Genomic DNA, 18,876 nt, shown 5'->3' on the forward strand with positions numbered 1-18,876 from the left:
ATTGCCCATCTTTTGCCGATCCACGCTCGGTCAGTTGCCTTTGACGAGTGTTTTTACGCCATCTGGCGTCGCCACATAAGCCTTGCTGCACATATTGAGGAAAAGTCCATGCTGGACTACGCCCGGAATGTCCAGCAGGTCGCGCGAAAGCGCTTCTGGCTGTGAAATACGGCCAAAAAAAGCGTCCAGAATGAGGTGGCCGCCATCGGTGACGAATGGCGAGCCCTGATCCTCACCGCGCAAGCGCAGGCCACCCTCTGCCCCGTGGGCAGCGATTACTTGCTCGACGCTGTGGCGCGTCGCGCGCAGGCCGAAGCGGTTGACTTCGATGGGCAGCGGAAACCGGCCCAGCGTTTCCACCAGCTTGCTGGCGTCGGCGATGACGATCATGGCGTCCGAGGCCGCCGCGACGATCTTTTCGCGCAGCAGCGCGCCGCCACCGCCTTTGATGAGGTTGAAGTCGGGATCGATTTCGTCCGCGCCATCCACGGTGAGATCCAGGCGATCAAGCGTGTCGAGATCGGAAAGGGGGATGTTCAGTTCCAGAGCCTGGCGTGCGGTCGCCTCAGAGGTCGGAACGCAGATCACTTGCAGTCCCTGGGCCACTTTTTCGCCGAGCAGATCAACGAAGTGGCGCGCCGTAGAGCCGGTGCCCAAGCCGAGCCGCATGCCCTCCCGAACTTCCGTCAGGGCCATTGCGGCCGCCTCGCGCTTGAGTGTTTCGCTCATCGTTGCAATCCCCTTGAACTGGGCCGTGAATGACTACGGCACGCTGTACTGTCAAGACCGCCCCCAGGGAAACACTCACGTAATGGTGAATTGGAGTGTAACTGGCCAGCAACACAATATGGCAAGCCTGACACGGTTATGGCGAAAACATGTCCTTTAACACTTTTCGCCTACAGTCAGTGGGCGTAATGAGCGCAATCGCACCATCCCGAATCAGATGGTCGCATTCCTGCAGAGGCCGAGGGTAAGCATGAAGTTCATTAAGACAGTGATGGCAGTGGGGCTGTCGATCCTGTTGTCTGTGGGGTTGGTCACGCCAACCTGGGCAGCCAGAGTGTACAATTTCGACACCAGCATGTGGGAAGAACAGTCTGAAGTTCAGACCCGCAACCGCCGCGGAAGTGCGATCAAGAAGCAGGTCGTCGATTACGAGACCCGTCACAAGCCCGGCACATTGGTGATCGAAACCGGTGAGCGCCGCCTGTACCTGGTCCTCGAGGGTGGCAAGGCGATGCGCTATGGGATTGGCGTGGGCCGCGACGGCTTTACCTGGTCCGGCACCCACCGCATTACCCGCAAGGCCGAGTGGCCCGGCTGGACCCCGCCCCCGGCCATGCGCAAGCGCGTTCCCGACCTTCCGGCCTTCATGCCCGGCGGTCCTGACAATCCCCTCGGTGCGCGGGCGCTCTATATCGGCTCCACGCTTTATCGCGTCCACGGCACTTCCGAGCCATGGTCCATCGGCCAGGCCGTATCGTCCGGGTGCATCCGCCTGACCAATGACGACATCACCGATCTCTACGAGCGCGTGCAGGTCGGCGCGACGATCGTGGTCAACCACTAGTCTTTCGAGAATTCACGAAAAGGGTCGCTCTTCGGGGCGGCCCTTTTGTTTTGCCGCCGGCCTTTGCAGGGAGCCCGCGGAGCACTAAACTCAGGGCATGAATTCGCCCCTGCCCCTCGCCCCCGCCCGGCCCCTGATCGACACCTATGGCCGGCGCATCAGCTACCTCCGCATTTCGGTGACGGACCGGTGCGATTTCCGCTGCGTCTACTGCATGGGCGAGGACATGGTTTTCCTGCCCAAGCGCGATGTGCTGAGTTTCGAGGAGATCGAAACCATCGCCACCGCCTTTATCGCGCGCGGAACCACCAAGATCCGGCTGACGGGCGGCGAGCCGCTAGTGCGGCGCGATATCATGGCGCTGGTGGAAAGCCTCGGCCGCCATATCGGAGGCGGGCTGGACGAGTTGACGCTCACCACCAATGGCAGCCAGCTGGCCAAGACTGCCGCAGCGCTCCGCGCCGCCGGCGTGCGGCGGATCAATGTTTCGCTCGACAGCCTCGATGACGCACGTTTTCGCCAAATTACCCGGCGTGGCCGGCTTGGCGACGTCATGGCCGGGATCGAGGCGGCGCAGGCGGCCGGGCTCGAGCTCAAGATCAACATGGTCGCGATGCGCGGCGTCAATGACGACGAGATCGAGCCGATGATGGCCTGGGCGCATGGTCGTGGCATGGGGCTGACGCTGATCGAGGGCATGCCGCTTGGCGAGGTCGGGATCGATCGGGTCGATACCTACCTGCCGCTGCGCGAACTGCATGACAGCCTCGCAAAGCGCTACAGCCTGACCCGGCTCGACAAACGGACGGGCGGCCCAGCGCGCTATGTCCAGGTGGCCGAGACCGGCGGAGTGCTGGGCTTCATCACGCCGATGAGCCATAATTTTTGTGAAAGCTGCAATCGCGTGCGCCTGACCGCGACAGGGCAATTGTTCCTGTGCCTGGGGCAGGACGATCAGGTCGATCTGCGGCATGCCCTGCGCGAGGGCGGACGGGAAGCGCTTGATGCGGCGCTGGATCACGCCATGATGATCAAGCCCAAGGGCCACGATTTCCTGCTCGACCGCAGCCGACCGGAGCCCGCCGTGACGCGCTATATGAGCGTGACGGGGGGCTAGAGCATTTCACCGCGTCGTTGACGCGATGAAATCACTCCAAGTCCCTGTTTGTCGCGCTTCCGAACCGGAAAAGTGGTGTCCACTTTTCCTGGAAACGCTCTAGAGCTGCAACGCGGCGCTTATTTATCGTCGTCGACCACGATGGCGAAGTCGAGCGGCAGCGCCGTGGTGTATTTGATCTGGCCCATGGCGAAAGCCGAGCTGACATCGGTCAGATTGATCTTGCTGATGAGCTTTTTGTAGAAAGCGTCATAAGCGCCGATATCGGGAACGACCACGCGCATCAGATAGTCCACTTCGCCGCTCATGCGATAGAACTCCACCACTTCGGGGAATTCGTCGATGACGCCGGAGAATTTGCGCATCCAGCCGTCATTGTGCTCATTGGTCTTGACCGAGACGAAGACGGTGACGCCGACATTGACCTTGACCGGGTCGAGCACGGCGACGCGGCGCTGGATGACGCCGTCCTCTTCCATTTTCTGGATGCGGCGCCAGCACGGGGTGGTGGACAGCCCCACCTTGCGACCGATCTCGGCCACCGGCATGGTGGCATCCTTCTGCAGGAGCGTCAGAATTTTTCGATCAATCTTGTCGAGCGCCATATCGCCCCCAGCGAAATGAGATTTTCCAAACGGGCATTTTATCCCGCGTTCACGCACAAGTTAGTGCCATATTGGACAGGCGAGCGCAATAAAATTGCGCCTGAAAAGATCAAGCCCTGCCCTTACCCATCGTTAACCAATGATTTCGCCATTTGCGCCACTGCGCTGCGGCTCGCAGCGGCAACTTCACCTCCTATTAACCACGGCTCCCCTAGTGTTCAGGCATGTGCGTAGCGGCGGCCTGGTGCCGACGCATGAGTTAGTAATGAGTAAAAGTTCATGCCGCCTCGTTCGGCCATTGACGCGGACGTCCGTGCCCTCATGGGCCGCGACGGCAAGCGCGCCGCCCAAAAGACTGTTCTGGAAGCGCGTCAGCGGCTGACCAGCAGCTCTGGTACGCGCGCTGAATTCGATTTCGAGCTGATGCACGACTATGCGGCCGCACGTCGTGGCGCCGCGCTGCCCATGGCGGCCATCGTGTGCATCCTGGCCATCGTCGCCAGTTTCTGGGTTCCGGTCGTTTTCTCGGCTTTCTGGGCCGCACTCGTCATCTCCAGCCTTCTCGTCGTGGTGCTGGTCGCGCGCCGCTTTGCCCGCAGCGAACCCGCAAAGTTCAACGCCGCAAAATGGACGACGAGCTTCATAGCCGCAGAGACGCTCTACGGCATTGCCCTGTCCCTGCTGGCCCTGTGCACAGTCGTCGCAAATCCCAGCGACGTCGTGCCGGTGATGTTTGCCATGGTGCTGGTGAGCATCGCTGCCAATGCCGTGGCCACGCACACCCTGCCCCACGCCACGCTGATGAGCACCTTGCCGGTGACGGCAACGGTCGCAATCAATTTGCTGCTTCTCGGTGGCACGGTGAACTACACCCTCGCGGCTGTGGTGATCTGCGGCGAGATATTCTTCCTGTTCCTGGCGCGCCAGCTCTATTCCTCCGAACTCGAGACGATCTCGCATCAGTCGGAAAAGGACTCGCTGATCTCCGAACTCGAGGAAGCGCGTCACATGTCGGACGAGGCCCGCCGACATGCCGAGCAGGCCAATATTGCCAAGAGCCAGTTCCTGGCGACGATGAGCCATGAACTGCGCACCCCGCTCAATGCGATCATCGGCTTTTCCGAGGTGTTGAAATCGGAGCTGCTGGGTCCGCATCACGTGCCGCAATACAAGGAATATGCCGGCGACATCCACGCTAGCGGCCAGCATCTCCTCAATCTGATCAATGAGCTTCTCGACCTCAGCCGCATCGAGGCGGGCAAGTACGAATTGCACGAGGAAGCGGTATCTATCATCGACATCGCCGACGATTGCCGCCGCATGATGGAATTGCGCGCCAAGGCCAAGGGGATCGAGCTGGTGTTCAGTACCGGCGACAATCTGCCGAAAATCTGGGGCGACGAGCGGGCCATCCGCCAGGTGATCCTCAATCTGATGAGCAACGCCATCAAGTTCACGCCCCAGCATGGCAAGGTCACCCTGGTGGTGGCGCGTAGCGGCGATGGCGGGCAGTTGATCTCGGTCAAGGATAACGGCCCGGGCATTCCCGACGGCGAAATCGAAACCGTGCTGTCGTCGTTCGGCCAGGGCTCATTGGCACACAAGACAGCCGAACAGGGGGCAGGCCTCGGCCTGCCGATCGTTCAGAAGATCATGGATCTGCACCAGGGCCGGTTCGACCTGTTCTCCAAGCTGCGCTTCGGCACCGAGGTGATCGCCACTTTCCCGCGAGCCCGGGTGATGGACGCACTGGCCCCGGTTACCGAACGCCGCAACAAGCTCGAAATCTACTCCGCAGCTGGTTGATCCCCTGGGGGAGGAGCCGGTCCAAATTTCGCCGGCTTGGGCAGATCGAGTGGCGCCGCCGGAGGACCATGTGCGTATGCCGACCAAATTCTTGCCGTTCGTGATTGCCCTGCTGACCCTGCCGCTGGCTTGGACTGTGCACGCACAGGAGCCTATCAGCGCGGCATTGGCCATGCCCGCCGTGCCTGGCCCGGAAAACAGTGCCTATCGATTCTCGGAAGGAGTTTCCGTGCGTTTGCGCCGCAGTTTCCTCGACCAGATCCGCTGGTCGGCGGGGACCGAGGTGCGCGATCACCTGGCGGCGAGCTTTGCCGAGCGCAGCCATACCGAGATCTGGCAGGAACTGGTGCAGCCGGACGGGTTGAGCACCGGCAATGTAGCCGACGCCCTCGCCGCCTATTGGGTACTTAACTGGGTGACGGCCAATGGCGCCTATGGCCAGAAGGTGGACAATGGGCCAGTGCAGCGGCAATTGCGGCTTGCCCTGTCACAGGACACGAACTTCCAGCAATTGGGCGACCAGGCGCGTCAGCAGATGGCCGAGGGCTATATGCTAAATTTTTTGCTGGAGCACGCTGCGTTGAACAATGCAGTGGCGCGCAAGGACATCGCCACCCTGCAGGCTCTGGCCGAGGCCTCGGCAGCGCGCTTCCAGCAGCAGATGGGTGTCGACCTGCTGGCGCTGGTGCCGGGACCCAACGGGTTCGAGCCGAAAAGGCGGCCGAGCGGCCGATAAGGGACCGCGCCGCCGCCATCTGGGCGCACCAGAGCATTGCACCGCGTCGTTGACGCGATCAAATCACTGGTGCCGTCGCGTTTCGAGCGAACGTTCTAGTTGCCGGGACCGCTGATCGATGCGTCGGCAAAGGTGGCCATATTGGTGTGCAGATGCACTGCGGTCTTGATCATGACCATGCCCATTGCCGCGCCGCTGCCTTCGCCAAGGCGCATTCCCAAATCGAGCAAAGGGCGCTTGCCCAGATGCTCCAGAACGCGGGCGTGACCGGATTCTGCCGAGACATGGGCAAACAGGCAATGGTCGATGGCGGCAGGATTGACCGCATGGGCGATGGCCGCAGCGGCGGTCGCGACAAAGCCATCGACGACCACAGGCGCTTTCTGATGCCGCGCCGCGATGAGTGCACCCAGCATGGCGGCGATTTCGCGACCGCCAAGGCGCGCCAGAATGGCGAGAGGATGGGTGAGTTCATCCTTGTGGAGCGCAAGCGCCCGGTCCACGGCATCGGCCTTGCGCGCCAGGCCCGCATCATCGACGCCCGTTCCCCGGCCGACCCAATCAGCGCCGGTGCCGCCATAAAGTGCAGCATAGATCGCAGCGGCGATGGTGGTGTTGCCGATACCCATTTCGCCCAGGCCGACGAGGTCCGGCTTACCGGCCACCGCTTCCATGCCATAGGCAATGGTGGCGGCGCACATCTGGTCGTCGAGTGCCGGCTCCCTGGTAATGTCGCCGGTGGGCAATTCCAGCGCCAGCTCGAAGACGCGCAGATTGATCTCGTGCAGGGCGCAGATCTGGGAAATGGCCGCGCCGCCATTGGTGAAATTGGCCACCATCTGGGCAGTGACTTCGCGCGGGTAAGGGGAAACGCCCTGGTCGGTGACGCCATGATTGCCGGCAAAGATCGTGACCATCGGATTGTCGAGGCGCGGGAGCGAGCGATGCTGCCAGCGGGCGGTAAACTCGACGAGTTCCTCGAGGCGCCCAAGCGAGCCGGCCGGCTTGGTCAATTGCCCATCGCGCGCTCTCACCGCCGCAACCGCAGTCTCATCCCCCTCGGGAACGGCGACGAGCAGTTCGACGATATCGGCAAAAGCAGGATTGAGGGCGGGCATGGCAGGTCCAGCGTGATGTGGTAGGGAGGTGCGGACTTGTTGCCCAGAACGGAGCGAATTGCAATTGACGCCTAAGGCCGAGGACAATGGCATTCGCCCGCAGGCGGACACTGACAAAATTGCCGGTCCGAACCACGGCGGCATGGGCCTTCTGGACGACCTCCTGATGGCGCTGCGGTTTTTTTCGCGCTTGCCGACAGGGGACGGAACGCACGCAAGGCCGGAATTGGGGCGGATCGCCATGGCGCTGCCATTTGCCGCTGTGCTGATGGGCATTATCCCCATGTTTCTGCTCGTGGCCGGCATCTGGCTGGGGCTACCACCCTATTTCGCGGCGACGCTGGCCTGCGCGGCCATGGTCCTCGTCGGCGGCGGCATGATGGAGGATGCCATCGCCGATGCGGCTGACGGGCTGTTCGGGGGGTGGACGCCGGCGCGTCGGCTGGAAATCCTCAAGGACAGCCGCCACGGGACCTATGGCGTCGCGGCACTGTGTCTGTTTCTCGCGTTGCGCATCACGGCGCTCGGCAGCGTGGCCGCGGTGAATCCGCTTGCTGCCGCGGGGCTATGGCTTGCCGCCAATATCGGCGGGCGCTCGGGCGGGCTTTGGGTGGCCGCTGCCCTGCCCCCGGCCCGACCCGACGGTGCTGCGGCGGCAGCCGGGCCGTTGCCGAAGTCGCGGTTCTTCATCGGCGCCGGCTTTGCCCTCCTGATCATGGTCATCGTGGGTGGCCCGGCGACAAGTCTTGTCGGAGTGGGGTCGGCGGCCGTGGCGATCGCCCTGACGGTATTGGGCTGGGTCGCTCTTTGCCGGCGCCTCGTGGGCGGACAGACGGGCGACCTGATCGGCGCTGCGGGCGCGCTGGGGGAGGTTGCGGCGCTCACCGCATTGGTGATCTTCAGCGTTGCACCTTGAAATCGCCGCAGCCTGCCCCTTAATCGGAACCGGGGACACAGCCCCGAGGGATTGATTTGATGATCTTTATTGGCCTGGCATTGCTGATCGCTGTCGGCATCGCGCTTCTGATCAGCGCCGATGCCGGCACGCTGGTGGGGCTGACGCAGACGCAGACTGCCCAGCTGATCCCGCTCCTGATTATTCTCATCGTGTTCGCGGGCGGTCTGTTTTCGCGGCGGCGGCAGGCGGGAGAACTGATCGGAGCGCTGTTTCTGTGGGTCGGCATCTTCGCCGTGGTCGGCGTAGGCTATGCCTATCGCGACGATCTGCTGGGGGTTGTCAGCCGGGTGAGCGGCGAATTGCGACCGGGCGTCGCCATTGTCGATGGCGAGCGCGAATCCGCAACATTCCGGCGCGGCCTGGGCGGGCACTTTGAAATCAATGCCACGATCAACGGGCACGAAACCCCGATGATCTTCGATACCGGCGCCAGCGCCGTCGTACTCACCCAGGCCGACGCGATCGCAGCGGGAATCGATGTCAGCAATCTGCGCTTCGCGGTGCCGGTTTCAACCGCCAACGGCACCGGAATGGCCGCGCGGACGCGGCTTGCCACGATCGAAGTCGGTGGCATCGTGAGGCAGAATTTGACGGCCTTCGTCACCGAAAGCGGGGCACTTGAAACCAGCCTGCTCGGGATGACATTCCTCGAGACCCTGTCACGCTACAGCGTGACGCAGAATTCGCTCGAATTGCAGGACTAACCTCAAACTGCGACCGCAATTTCCTGCGTCTCGACGGCGGCAAGGGCGCGCTCGAACACTTCGGGACCCGCATTGGGCCGGCAGGCGTCGACGCTGAGAATCTGCCGGAACAGGCGGGCACCCGGACGGCCATTGGCCAGACCCAGCATGTGGCGCGCCACCTGGTTGAGCCGACCGCCCTTGGCAAGATGGGTTTCGGCATAGTCCGTCATTTCGGACATGACCCGCGCAAGATCGGGCGCGGGCGTCGTGGCGCCGAAAATGCGGCTGTCCACTTCGGCAAGGATCATCGGATTGTGATAGGCGGCGCGGCCCAGCATGACGCCGTCCATATGCTCAAGATGCTCGAGCGCCTGGTCGATCGTCTCGATGCCGCCATTGATCATCATCGGCAGTGGCGCCATGCGCTGGCGCAGGCGGTAAACGCGCGGATAGTCGAGCGGCGGAATGGTGCGGTTTTCCTTGGGGCTGAGGCCCTGGAGCCAGGCCTTTCGCGCGTGGACATAAAGCGCCGCAACGCCGGCCTCGGCCATCTTGTCGGCAAAGCGGTCGAGGCTTTCCTCAATGTCCTGGTCGTCGATGCCGATGCGGCACTTTACGGTGACAGGCCGGTCGGTTGCATCGCGCATGGCGCGCACGCATTCGGCTACGAGATCGGGCACGGCCATGAGGCAGGCACCGAAACGGCCCGATTGCACGCGATCAGACGGACAACCGACATTGAGGTTGATCTCGTCGTAGCCAAAAGCGTCGGCAAGACGGGTTGCCGCGGCCAATTCGCTGGGGTCGGAGCCGCCAAGCTGCACGGCGACGGGCTGCTCGAAGGGCTCGAAACGAAGGTGACGCTCGGCATCGCCATGAACAATGGCGGCGCTTGTCACCATTTCAGTGAACAGCAAGCTATGGCGCGTCAGGACGCGATGGAGGTGACGGCATGCCAGATCCGTCCATTCCATCATCGGTGCAACGGAGAACCGGCGAGCCGTGGTCAATGAGACAACGGAGCCTGGCGCCTCTAGCGTCATGGGTACGTCACTTCCAAGAGTTTTCATTTGGTGAGTGCCATAGCGTTTCCCGCCGGTGGGGGCAATGGCGGGTGTGATCTGGATCAAAGCCACCCCCCTCACTTATATGTATCAGTACCGGCATCAACCCGAGCGAGAGGTCATTGTAAATGTATACTCATATCGTCTGCGCCGTCGACGGCTCGGAGCTCAGCACCAAGGCGCTGCGCCACGCTCTTGCCCTGGCCAAATCTTTTAACGCCCGGCTTTCCGTGCTGACCGTAACTGACCCATCCGTGATCGTGGCACCGGGTGCCGAGATCATGATGGTCGACACGGCCAGCATTCTCGCCGATCTCGACAAGGCAAAGGAAGAGTCGGCCAAGGGTATCCTGACCGATGCCGGTCGCATCGCCCAGGATGAGGGCGTTGCGGTCAATCCAGTCTATCTGCCCGGCCATCACGCAGCCGAGGGCATCGTCACGACCGCAAAGAACATCAATGCCGATCTGATCGTCATGGGCTCGCATGGGCGCCGCGGTCTCGGCCGCCTGCTGCTCGGCAGCCAGGCCGCGGAGGTGCTGGCTCATTCCGACACGCCGGTGCTGATCGTCAAATAGCCTTCGGCACTAACATGTCAGATGTGGCGGGTGGGCTCATTTTCGGCTATTGCGCGATGAGCCCAGAGGAAATGCGCCATGAGCAATGCCCTGCCCCGCCACATCGCCGTCATCGATATCGGCAAGACCAATGCCAAGGTGGTGCTGATCGACGCCGAGCGCGGCGCGCAGATCGAGGCGCTCAGCCGACCAAACGAGGTGGTGCGGGACGGATTGTACCCGCATGCCGATGTCGAGGGGTTGTGGGACTTCATCCTCAACAGTCTCGCCGCGCTCCAGGGTGCGCATAGGATCGACGGGATTTCCATAACCACGCATGGGGCCACCGCCGCGCTCGTCAACGAGACAGGCCTGGTCCTGCCGGTGCTGGACTATGAGCATGCCGGGCCAGAGGCATCGCGCCCAGCCTATGCGCAGGTGAGACCAGGCTTTGCCGAAACACTGTCTCCGCCCCTGCCCAACGGGCTTAATCTCGGGGCGCAGATTTTCTGGCAGCAGGCGACGTTTCCCGCCGAGTTTGCAGCGGTTACGCGGATCCTCGCCTATCCCCAATACTGGGCGTGGCGGCTTACCGGCATCGCTGCGAGTGAAGTGACGTCGCTGGGCTGCCATACAGATCTCTGGTCGCCCGAAAAGAACGACTTCTCCAGCCTTGTCGCGCGCAGCGGCTGGCGTCCGCTCTTCCCCAAAATCAGGCCGGCGGCGTCCGTACTGGGCACCGTCCTTCCCGATGTCGCGGCGCGTACCGGTCTTGGCGCCGACATTCCGGTGACCTGCGGCATCCACGATTCCAACGCATCGCTGGTGCCGCACCTCGCGCGCAAGGATACGCCGTTTTCAGTGGTCTCGGCCGGCACCTGGACGATCTGCATGACGGTCGGCGGGGATACGGCAGGTCTCGATGAAGCCCGGGATAGCCTCTCCAATGTCGATGCCCATGGCCGCCCCGTGCCCACCGCGCGGTTCATGGGAGGGCGGGAATTTGACCTCCTGGTGCCACGGATCGTCGAGCCGAGCCTCGACGACATCGCTGCGGTCATCGCGGCAGATGTGCGGGCGCTGCCAAGTTTCGTTCCAGGCGTCGGCCCATTTGGCGTGACCAGGGGCGGATGGAGTGTCGATCCCGATGGATTGTCGGACGGCGCGCGCACGGCCGCCGCATCGCTCTATCTGGCGCTGATGACCCGGGAATGCCTGGGGCTCTGCGGGTTGGGACGGATGATCATCGTCGAGGGCCCCCTCGCCCGCAACCGCCTGTTCTGCGCCGCATTGGGACGATTGAGTGGCGTGCCCATCCACGCGTCGGGTGACAGCACCGGAACCAGCATGGGCGCCAGCCTGTTGTTCGGAGGCGGCAGCGAAGCTGCGCTGGGGGAATCAATCCCGCCGCTCGAATATGCCGGCTTCGATGACTATGCCGCCAAATGGCGTGACCGCGCACGAAGCCAGAACTGAGGTTGACGCGTTTCGACGTAAATCTCAGTCTGCTTTGAAAAATATGGAGGCCCGCCATGACCGCCCGCAAACGCATCGTGATCGTCGGGGCTGGGTTTGGCGGGATGGCAGCGGCCCAGAGGCTGGAGCGGGCTGATGCGGATGTCGTGGTGATCGACCGGCGCAATCATCATCTGTTCCAGCCCTTGCTCTATCAAGTTGCCACCGCCACCCTCAGCCCTTCGGAAATTGCCTGGCCCATTCGCCATATTCTGCGCAAGCAGGCCAATGCGCGGGTGTTGCTGGCCACTGTGACGGGCGTGGATATCGCCGGCAGGGCCGTATTGCTCGAGGACGGCACGCGCCAGCCCTATGACTATCTGATCCTCGCGACCGGCGCGCAGCACGCCTATTTCGGCAATGATGAATGGGCGGAATTCGCGCCGGGCCTCAAGACGCTGGAGGACGCGACCTCCATACGCCGCAAGCTGTTGCTGGCTTATGAGGCGGCCGAAAGGGAGGAGGATCCGGCCAAGCGCCGGGCATTGCTCACATTTGCGATCATCGGGGCGGGGCCGACCGGCGTGGAAATGGCCGGAGCGGTCAACGAATTGGGGCGAGCAAGCCTGAAAGGGCAGTTCAGGACGATTACGCCGGACGATATCCGCGTCCTCCTGATCGAGGGTGGAGACCGGGTGCTGCTCAACTTCGCGCCCGAACTCTCGGCCTATACGCTGGACGCTCTGCGCAAACTGGGGGTCGAGATCGAGCTTGGTCAGATGGTCAAGGCGATTGACGAGGATGGGGTGAGTTATGGCGACAAGCGCCTCGACACCAAGACCATCATCTGGGCGGCCGGAGTGGCGGCGTCGCCGGCGGGGAAATGGCTTGGCGCGGAGATGGACCGGTCGGGGCGCGTCATCGTCGAGCCGGACCTAACCCTTCATGGCCACAGCGAAATCTTCGTCGTCGGGGACACGGCCAGCATCAAGAAAGACGACGGCAAGCCGGTGCCGGGCGTGGCGCCCGCCGCCAAGCAGGCGGGGCTCCATGCAGCCAACATGATCCTCGAACGGCTGGCGGGCGGGGAAGGCAATCGGGCTTTCGCTTATAATCACGCCGGCGATCTGGCGACGATCGGCAAGCGCTCGGCGGTTATCGACTTCGGCCGCATAAAGCTTAGGGGAGCGCTGGCCTGGTGGGTATGGGGCATCGCCCATATCTATTTCCTGGTCGACCTCAAGAACCGCGTCTTCGTGACCCTCAACTGGCTCTGGATTTACCTCACCGGCCAGCACCGCAACCGGCTGATCACCCATGGCCAGGCCCCTGCCCGGGCCCCGATCAAGGAGGTGACGGAGGGGAAATAGTGCTGGTTATTCAACGCTCCAGCACTGGATCGACGACGCTCTCGGCTTTATGCAGCGACCTTTCGCGCAGCCAGATATAAAGGCCGCTGGCGATGATGATCCCGGCACCGAGAATGAACAGCTGGTCCGGCGGTTGATCGAAAACCAGCCAGCTGGCGATCGAAAGATAGATCAGGCTCAGATAACTGAAGGGCGCCAGGGCCGACGCGCCAGCAAAGCGATGTGCCGTGGAATTGAGGAAATGGCCCAATAGTCCCGCGGCGCCCATGATGAAAAAGGCCACCCAGGAAATGGGTTGGCTCGGCCAGGCCCAGTCGCCAAAAGCAAATGGCATCAAGAGGATAACGGGCACGCCACCGGCGTAGAATTGCTGGGTCAAAGCGCCGTCGACGCCGGCCAGCCTGCGGGTGAGGATGGCGAAAAACGCCAGAAAAAGGGCGCAACCCAGACTGATCAGTGCGGCCGGCTGGAACGCTTCGGAGCCAGGACGGACGATTATCAGCGTGCCGATGAACCCCACCCCGATGGCGACCCAGCGCCGCCAGCCGACCGTTTCCCCGAGCAAGGGGCCGGACAGGGCGCAGATGATCAATGGAGAGGTAAACTGGATGGCGCTGGTGACCGTCAAAGGCAGGTAGCGCATGGCCAGAAAGTTGAGCCCGGTGGTGACGAGGAGACAGCCCCCGCGCAGCAGTTCGAGCTTTAAATTATTGGTTTGAAATAGTTTTTTACCGCTCACCGGAAGGAACAGGAGCAGCAGCAGGAAGAAATGCATACCGTAGCGGACGAAGACGATCTCGGTCGTGGGCAGGCCTTCCACCGAAAGCCATTTGGCCGAGATGTCGAGGACCAGCAGGACGAGTTGGGAGACCAGGACTAGGCCGATGGCCAGGTTTACCTTGTTTTCGATCGGCGCGACGAGATGGGCCATGGTCAGCGACCACCAGCGGAGGGACGGTCGAAATCACCGCCGGGGATGTGGGCAAGCATAATAGATCCAGTTCGGCCGCGACAATTTCGGCCTGGCCCAGCCTTCTTCAGACCGCACCCCGAGTCAATGGGTGCGGTGCATTTGCGCGCGGCTGAACGTATTTTCTCTCGTTATATCAGAAGGTTTCGGAGAGATTGCGGACGCGGGAAGAGGCCGCTAGATCGGCTGCCGAGAGTGTTTTTCCGTGCCGTGGGATGAAGGTGAGCTCGACCGGACGGCCGGGGAGAAGCGTGACAGCATTGTCGGAAAAATAGCCTGGGGCGTCGACAGTGATGGTCGTAAAGAGCGACGGGCGGTCCGATTCGAGAGTGACCACCGCTGCGCCGTCTTTTTCGGCCCATCTGGCCGAGATATTGGGCTGGGGCAGTTCGTAGGCCTTGTAGGGCTTAGGGAAATAGTCGTTCTGACCCAAGAGGTTACCGGCGTCGTCTGTCCACGAGAAGGAGAGAAACTCATCGTCGGCCAGATCGGAAAGCGAGAGTGTGGTGACCGGGAGAGCGGCATCGGGCGTGATTTGCGCCTCGCCGGACCACAGCGTCCGCATCGCTCCCGACATCGATACAGCTATTAGCACAATGTGGGAATTGGTTAGCAGACTGCTATCATTGACGGCCTTGAGTGTGACTCCAGTGTTGTCGGCATCCGGGACGGCCACCACGTTGACGAGACTGTAGAAGCGACGGGCCATGTAGTGCATCAGCTTCCACTGGCCGCCATAGTCGAGGCTCGACCAGGAGGCCACCGGCCAGATGTCGTTTATCTGCCAATAGAGCGTGCCCATGCAGCGCGGCTTGGTGGAGCGCCAATATTCGATGGCGGTCTTGATGGCGAGGCCCTGCTGGATCTGGCTGAGATAGACCATCTGGTCGAAGTCGCGCGGGAAACGGAAATAGCGCGTCATGGTCTCGATGATGCGGGCATTGCCGCCATTGTTGCGCTGGTGGTTTTCCATGACCGGCGAGGACGGGTTGCGGTCCTTCTCCTCGGCGAAGGTCTCGATGACATTCATCGAGGTAAAGGACTGGAAGCCGAACTCGGAGGCAAAGCGCGGATTGACGGTGCGGTAGGCGTCAAAGCTCTTGGCCGAGTGCCAGACGTCCCAATAATGGAGGTCGCCGCGCGTGTCGGAATGCCAGCCATCGGAGAAGTCCATGTAGCCCAGCGAGGGCGAGGACGGCCAGAAGCGGCGGGCGGGGTCTTCGTCCTCGACGATGCGATGGAGAAGGGAATTGAGCCGGTCGTAATTGGCGACGTAGCGTTCCTTCTGCGATCTGGTTTCCGGATACCAGTTGAGCGAGCCGATCACTTCGTTGTCGCCGCACCAGAGGGCGATCGAGGCGTGATGGCTGAGGCGGCGCACCTGCTGGGTGATCTCGACCTCTACGCTTTCGAGGAATTCCCGGTTGGACGGATAGCTCATGCAGGAGAACATGAAATCGTGCCAGATGAGGATGCCGAGTTCGTCGCAGAGATCGTAGAAATAGTCCGGCTCGTATTGGCCACCGCCCCAGATGCGCAGCATGTTCATGTTGGCCGCCTTGGCGCTCTCGAGGAGGTCGCAAATGACGGTCGGGGTGATGCGGCTCGGGATGGCGTCGGCCGGAATCCAGTTGGCGCCCATCATGGTGATGTCGCGGCCATTGATGCGGCATTTGAAGGAGTGGTCGATCTCGTCTTTTTCGACGATCCACTCAAGTTTCCTGAGCCCGATCTTGCGGGTGGTGATCTCGCCATCGAGATCGGTGACCAGTTCATAGAGCGGCTGGGCGCCCTGCCCGGCCGGCCACCATAGATCGGGATCGCGGATGGTGATGGTGTGAGTGAGGACGTTCCCGCCCTTTTCCACGGGGATGGTTTCCGCGATCAACTGGCCGTCTATCGTGTGCTCGAGCTTGACCTCGCCGGCGGCAAAGGCGTGGATGCGGGTCTTGATGACGAGATCGACCGCGCCATCGGAATGGATCTGGTCGATTTGGACGCTTTCCTGGCGAGCGAGGCTCGAGCGGCGGAGGCTCATCGTGCCGTAGACGCCGATGGGCATGAGGCAGATGCCCCAATCCCAACCTGCATGGCAGGCCGCCTTGCGGATGAAGTTCATATGGATGCCCTTCAGCCCATTGGTCTGGTAATTATAGGTGAAGGGGATCGGGAAGGGATGGGCATCGGCCCGAGCCTTGGCGACATCGGGGGCGATGTCGAATTCGAGGCGCAGGGTGTTTTCGCCGGCCCTGACTTTTCCGGTGACGTCGATGTCGTGGCGGACAAAACTGTTGTCGGTTGTCGCGATCACTTCGCCGTTGAGCAGAATGGTGGCGATGCAATCGACCTCGGACAGGGTGAGGGTCAGATAGCCGTCGATATCATCAGGCTCGGCAGTAAAACGCCGCTCCATCGTCCAGGCGGTTTCATTGACCCACATGACCTGTTTTTCGTTCTCGCCGAAATAGGGATCGGGGATCAGCCCGGCGCCAAGCAGAGCCGAATGGACGTCGCCCGGGAGGGCAATCTCGATGGCAATGTCGCGCCCCGGCGCGCTCAGGCTGAAGGTGCCGCCCAGATCCAGGACGTCATTGCGGATCGATGTCATCTGTTTTCCTCCTCGGGCGGCTCTCATCCGCCAGCCGCGCCCAAAGGCGCGGCGCAATCGATTTCATCCTTGCTTGTAGCCTGAAGCGGCAAGGCTTCAAACTGGGCTTTTCCGCTCTCCGCAGGCTTTTGCAACGTCGCATTTGCGCCAGCTAATGTGCGACAAACTTACACATATGTTAGTATTTTCACCTCTAGGCTTGCCACCAAGAAGGGCAGGTCAATGTCTCTAGTGCGCGACTTTCTAAGCAAATCTGCCGGACCGCCGGACTCTCACGAACTGGTATCGGCGCAATGGCGCGCGCTGAGCCGACAGGTGCCGCTCATGTACGGCATGCTGGTGTGCAATACGCTGATCCTGGCCAGCACATTCCTCGACGCTGCACCTTTGGAATTGACGATCTACATTCCCGGCGCATTGCTGCTGCTTTCCGTGCTGCGCATGGTGATGTGGTGGCGCAAGCGCGACAGGCCGGTGGACATAGAGCAGGTCAGAGTAGATTTGCGCACACTGGTCTGGCTCGGGCCGGGCCTGGCCCTGGGGTACACGGCGTGGGCGCTGAGCCTGTTTCCCTTTGGCGACGCCTATCAGAAATCTCAGATAGCCTTCTATATGAGCATCACCACGATCGGCGCGATGTTCTGCCTGATGCATGTGCGCAAGGCAGCGCTGTGGATGGGCCTCTGCGTGCTGGGGCCATTCATCGCCTTTTTCGGCATGGCGGGCCAGCCCGCCTTCGTGGCGATCTCGATCAATCTGGCATTGGTGGTTTCGGCTCTCACCGTCATCCTCTTCATCAATTACCGGGATTTCAGCGCATTGGTGGCGTCGCGCAGCGAAATGGCGCGCCGGCAGGTGGAAACGCAGCGCCTGCTCGAAGAGAACCACCGCCTTGCCAATATGGACACGCTCACCGGCCTGCCGAACCGGCGCAATTTCCAACGCCACCTCAACAAGGCGCTGGAACAGTCCGCCCTGACCGGCCAGACCGTCGGCGTGGCGCGGATCGATCTGGACGGCCTCAAATCGGTGAATGCGATTTTCGGCCAGATGTGTGGCGACAGGGTCATCATCGAGGCGGCGCGCCGGCTGGAGGCGCTCAACAACACCGGGATGTTCCTCGCCCGGCTCGAGGGCAGCGGCTTTGCGATGATAATTCCAGCGCCGGCCGACGCCCGGACGCTCGAGCGATGCGGGGAGATTTTTTGCCAGGCTATAAAGCTGCCTTTTGAGCTCACCGCGGGCACCGTACGCCTCACCGCATCGACGGGCCTTGCCGTGTCGCGACCGGGCGATTCCGCCGATACCCAGTTTGACCGGGCCGACTACGCGACATCCTGCGCCAAGCAGCAGGCGCGCGGCAGCGCAGTGGTTTTCTCCGAGCGCCATGCAATCGAAATCACCAAGGTCCGCCGCATGGAGCACCTGCTCCACACAGCCAATTTCGATGAGGAAATCTATATTCTGCTGCAGCCGCAATTCGACATGACGCTGGGCATGACCACCGGTTTCGAAGTGCTGGCGCGCTGGCGCAGCCCCCTGCTCGGGGAAATCTCGCCGGCCGAGTTCATTCCCATGGCCGAGCGCACGGGCTGCATCAGCAAGATCACCCAGACCGTGGTGCGCAAGGCGCTCGCCGTGTGCCGCACCCTGCCCCCGCATATCCGGATCTCGGTCAATCTTTCGGCCAATGACATCGGCTCGACCACCGCGATCCAGGCCATCGCCGCACAGATCGCGGCCGCGCCCAAGCCGTGCCGGATCGACTTCGAAATCACCGAAACCGCCGTGGTGCGCGATCTGGCGCAGGCCAATGAGGCGCTGCTGACGCTGCTGGCCCTGGGCGCGCGGATTTCGCTCGACGATTTCGGCACGGGCCATTCGAGCCTTACCCATGTGCAACGCCTGCCGCTGCACCGGATCAAGATCGACCGCAGCTTCGTGGCGGAGGTGACCAGCGACGTCACGAGCCGCGCCATCGTCAAGACCATGGTCGATCTCTGCCGAAACCTGGGCATGTCCTGCGTCTTCGAGGGGATCGAGACCGAGGACCAGCTGGAAGCGCTGGTCGATCTCGGCGGCACGGTGATGCAAGGCTATTTTTTCGGCCGCCCCATGGCGGTGAGCCAGGTCTGCGACCATCTCGGGCACGAGCGGCAGCGGCTCAACGGGGGCCGAGCAAGCCTCGAAGCCGTTGGATAAGCAAAAGGCGGGACCGATTGGCCCCGCCCTTTGTTTATTGGGCCGGCGCCC

Annotated in this window: 16 protein-coding genes; 10 read left to right on the forward strand and 6 right to left on the reverse strand. The window is 62.2% G+C overall.

The features are described 5' to 3' along the window. Positions 1-30 precede the first annotated feature (30 nt). Positions 31-729 carry a ribose-5-phosphate isomerase RpiA gene (gene rpiA, locus N0P34_RS15230; protein WP_275604072.1) on the reverse strand — a complete coding sequence of 233 codons (699 nt, stop codon included), beginning with the start codon at positions 727-729 and terminating at the stop codon, positions 31-33. A 355-nt stretch (positions 730-1,084) separates the two neighbouring features. Here rpiA and N0P34_RS15235 point away from each other — a divergent pair, with 355 nt between their 5' ends. Beyond that, positions 1,085-1,573 carry a L,D-transpeptidase gene (locus tag N0P34_RS15235; RefSeq protein WP_275606999.1) on the forward strand — a complete coding sequence of 163 codons (489 nt, stop codon included), beginning with the start codon at positions 1,085-1,087 and terminating at the stop codon, positions 1,571-1,573. A gap of 97 nt (positions 1,574-1,670) precedes the next feature. Beyond that, positions 1,671-2,690, forward strand: coding sequence for a GTP 3',8-cyclase MoaA (moaA, locus tag N0P34_RS15240; protein ID WP_275604073.1), 1,020 nt, complete (start codon positions 1,671-1,673; stop codon positions 2,688-2,690). A 119-nt stretch (positions 2,691-2,809) separates the two neighbouring features. Here the strand turns inward: moaA and N0P34_RS15245 are convergent, their stop codons facing one another. Continuing rightward, entirely contained in the window at positions 2,810-3,295 is a 486-nt protein-coding gene (locus N0P34_RS15245) for an Lrp/AsnC family transcriptional regulator (protein WP_275604074.1), read from the reverse strand. Positions 3,296-3,574: 279 nt separating this feature from the next. Between N0P34_RS15245 and N0P34_RS15250 the strand changes: the two genes are divergently transcribed. Together N0P34_RS15250 and N0P34_RS15255 are read left to right on the forward strand one after the other, a co-directional pair. Then, entirely contained in the window at positions 3,575-5,101 is a 1,527-nt protein-coding gene (locus N0P34_RS15250) for a HAMP domain-containing sensor histidine kinase (protein ID WP_275604075.1), read from the forward strand. 76 nt (positions 5,102-5,177) lie between these two features. Next, positions 5,178-5,837: a DUF6683 family protein gene (locus N0P34_RS15255; protein ID WP_275604076.1), complete on the forward strand. Its 660-nt coding sequence runs from the start codon at positions 5,178-5,180 to the stop codon at positions 5,835-5,837. A 95-nt stretch (positions 5,838-5,932) separates the two neighbouring features. On the opposite strand, the gene cobT is transcribed toward N0P34_RS15255, so the two are convergent. Then, positions 5,933-6,955: a nicotinate-nucleotide--dimethylbenzimidazole phosphoribosyltransferase gene (gene cobT / locus N0P34_RS15260; protein ID WP_275604077.1), complete on the reverse strand. Its 1,023-nt coding sequence runs from the start codon at positions 6,953-6,955 to the stop codon at positions 5,933-5,935. Between the two features lie 58 nt (positions 6,956-7,013). Between cobT and N0P34_RS15265 the strand changes: the two genes are divergently transcribed. Continuing rightward, the gene (locus N0P34_RS15265) at positions 7,014-7,871 is read left to right on the forward strand and encodes an adenosylcobinamide-GDP ribazoletransferase (RefSeq protein WP_275604078.1); all 858 of its coding nucleotides are present in this window, start codon (positions 7,014-7,016) and stop codon (positions 7,869-7,871) included. A gap of 59 nt (positions 7,872-7,930) precedes the next feature. After that, on the forward strand, positions 7,931-8,617 hold the full coding sequence (locus N0P34_RS15270; protein ID WP_275604079.1) for a TIGR02281 family clan AA aspartic protease: 687 nt from the start codon (positions 7,931-7,933) through the stop codon (positions 8,615-8,617). 2 nt (positions 8,618-8,619) lie between these two features. Here N0P34_RS15270 and dusA read toward each other — a convergent pair whose 3' ends face one another. After that, positions 8,620-9,642 carry a tRNA dihydrouridine(20/20a) synthase DusA gene (dusA, locus tag N0P34_RS15275; RefSeq protein WP_275604080.1) on the reverse strand — a complete coding sequence of 341 codons (1,023 nt, stop codon included), beginning with the start codon at positions 9,640-9,642 and terminating at the stop codon, positions 8,620-8,622. A gap of 149 nt (positions 9,643-9,791) precedes the next feature. Between dusA and N0P34_RS15280 the strand changes: the two genes are divergently transcribed. From N0P34_RS15280 to N0P34_RS15290, 3 genes are all read left to right on the forward strand, one after another. Continuing rightward, on the forward strand, positions 9,792-10,241 hold the full coding sequence (locus N0P34_RS15280; RefSeq protein ID WP_275604081.1) for a universal stress protein: 450 nt from the start codon (positions 9,792-9,794) through the stop codon (positions 10,239-10,241). 78 nt (positions 10,242-10,319) lie between these two features. Beyond that, the gene (locus N0P34_RS15285) at positions 10,320-11,696 is read left to right on the forward strand and encodes an FGGY-family carbohydrate kinase (protein WP_275604082.1); all 1,377 of its coding nucleotides are present in this window, start codon (positions 10,320-10,322) and stop codon (positions 11,694-11,696) included. A gap of 56 nt (positions 11,697-11,752) precedes the next feature. Beyond that, positions 11,753-13,045 (forward strand): NAD(P)/FAD-dependent oxidoreductase, encoded by a 1,293-nt coding sequence (locus N0P34_RS15290; protein WP_275604083.1) that lies wholly within the window; start codon positions 11,753-11,755, stop codon positions 13,043-13,045. A 10-nt stretch (positions 13,046-13,055) separates the two neighbouring features. Here the strand turns inward: N0P34_RS15290 and N0P34_RS15295 are convergent, their stop codons facing one another. Both N0P34_RS15295 and N0P34_RS15300 read right to left on the reverse strand, forming a co-directional pair. Beyond that, on the reverse strand, positions 13,056-13,976 hold the full coding sequence (locus N0P34_RS15295; RefSeq protein WP_275604084.1) for a DMT family transporter: 921 nt from the start codon (positions 13,974-13,976) through the stop codon (positions 13,056-13,058). A 175-nt stretch (positions 13,977-14,151) separates the two neighbouring features. Continuing rightward, the gene (locus N0P34_RS15300; RefSeq protein WP_275604085.1) at positions 14,152-16,623 is read right to left on the reverse strand and encodes a glycoside hydrolase family 2 protein; all 2,472 of its coding nucleotides are present in this window, start codon (positions 16,621-16,623) and stop codon (positions 14,152-14,154) included. 222 nt (positions 16,624-16,845) lie between these two features. Between N0P34_RS15300 and N0P34_RS15305 the strand changes: the two genes are divergently transcribed. After that, a complete protein-coding gene (locus N0P34_RS15305; RefSeq protein ID WP_275604086.1) occupies positions 16,846-18,825 on the forward strand; it encodes an EAL domain-containing protein in 1,980 nt (659 codons plus the stop codon). Positions 18,826-18,876 lie beyond the last annotated feature (51 nt).

Source organism: Devosia sp. FJ2-5-3, assembly GCF_029201545.1.
Lineage (GTDB): Bacteria > Pseudomonadota > Alphaproteobacteria > Rhizobiales > Devosiaceae > Devosia.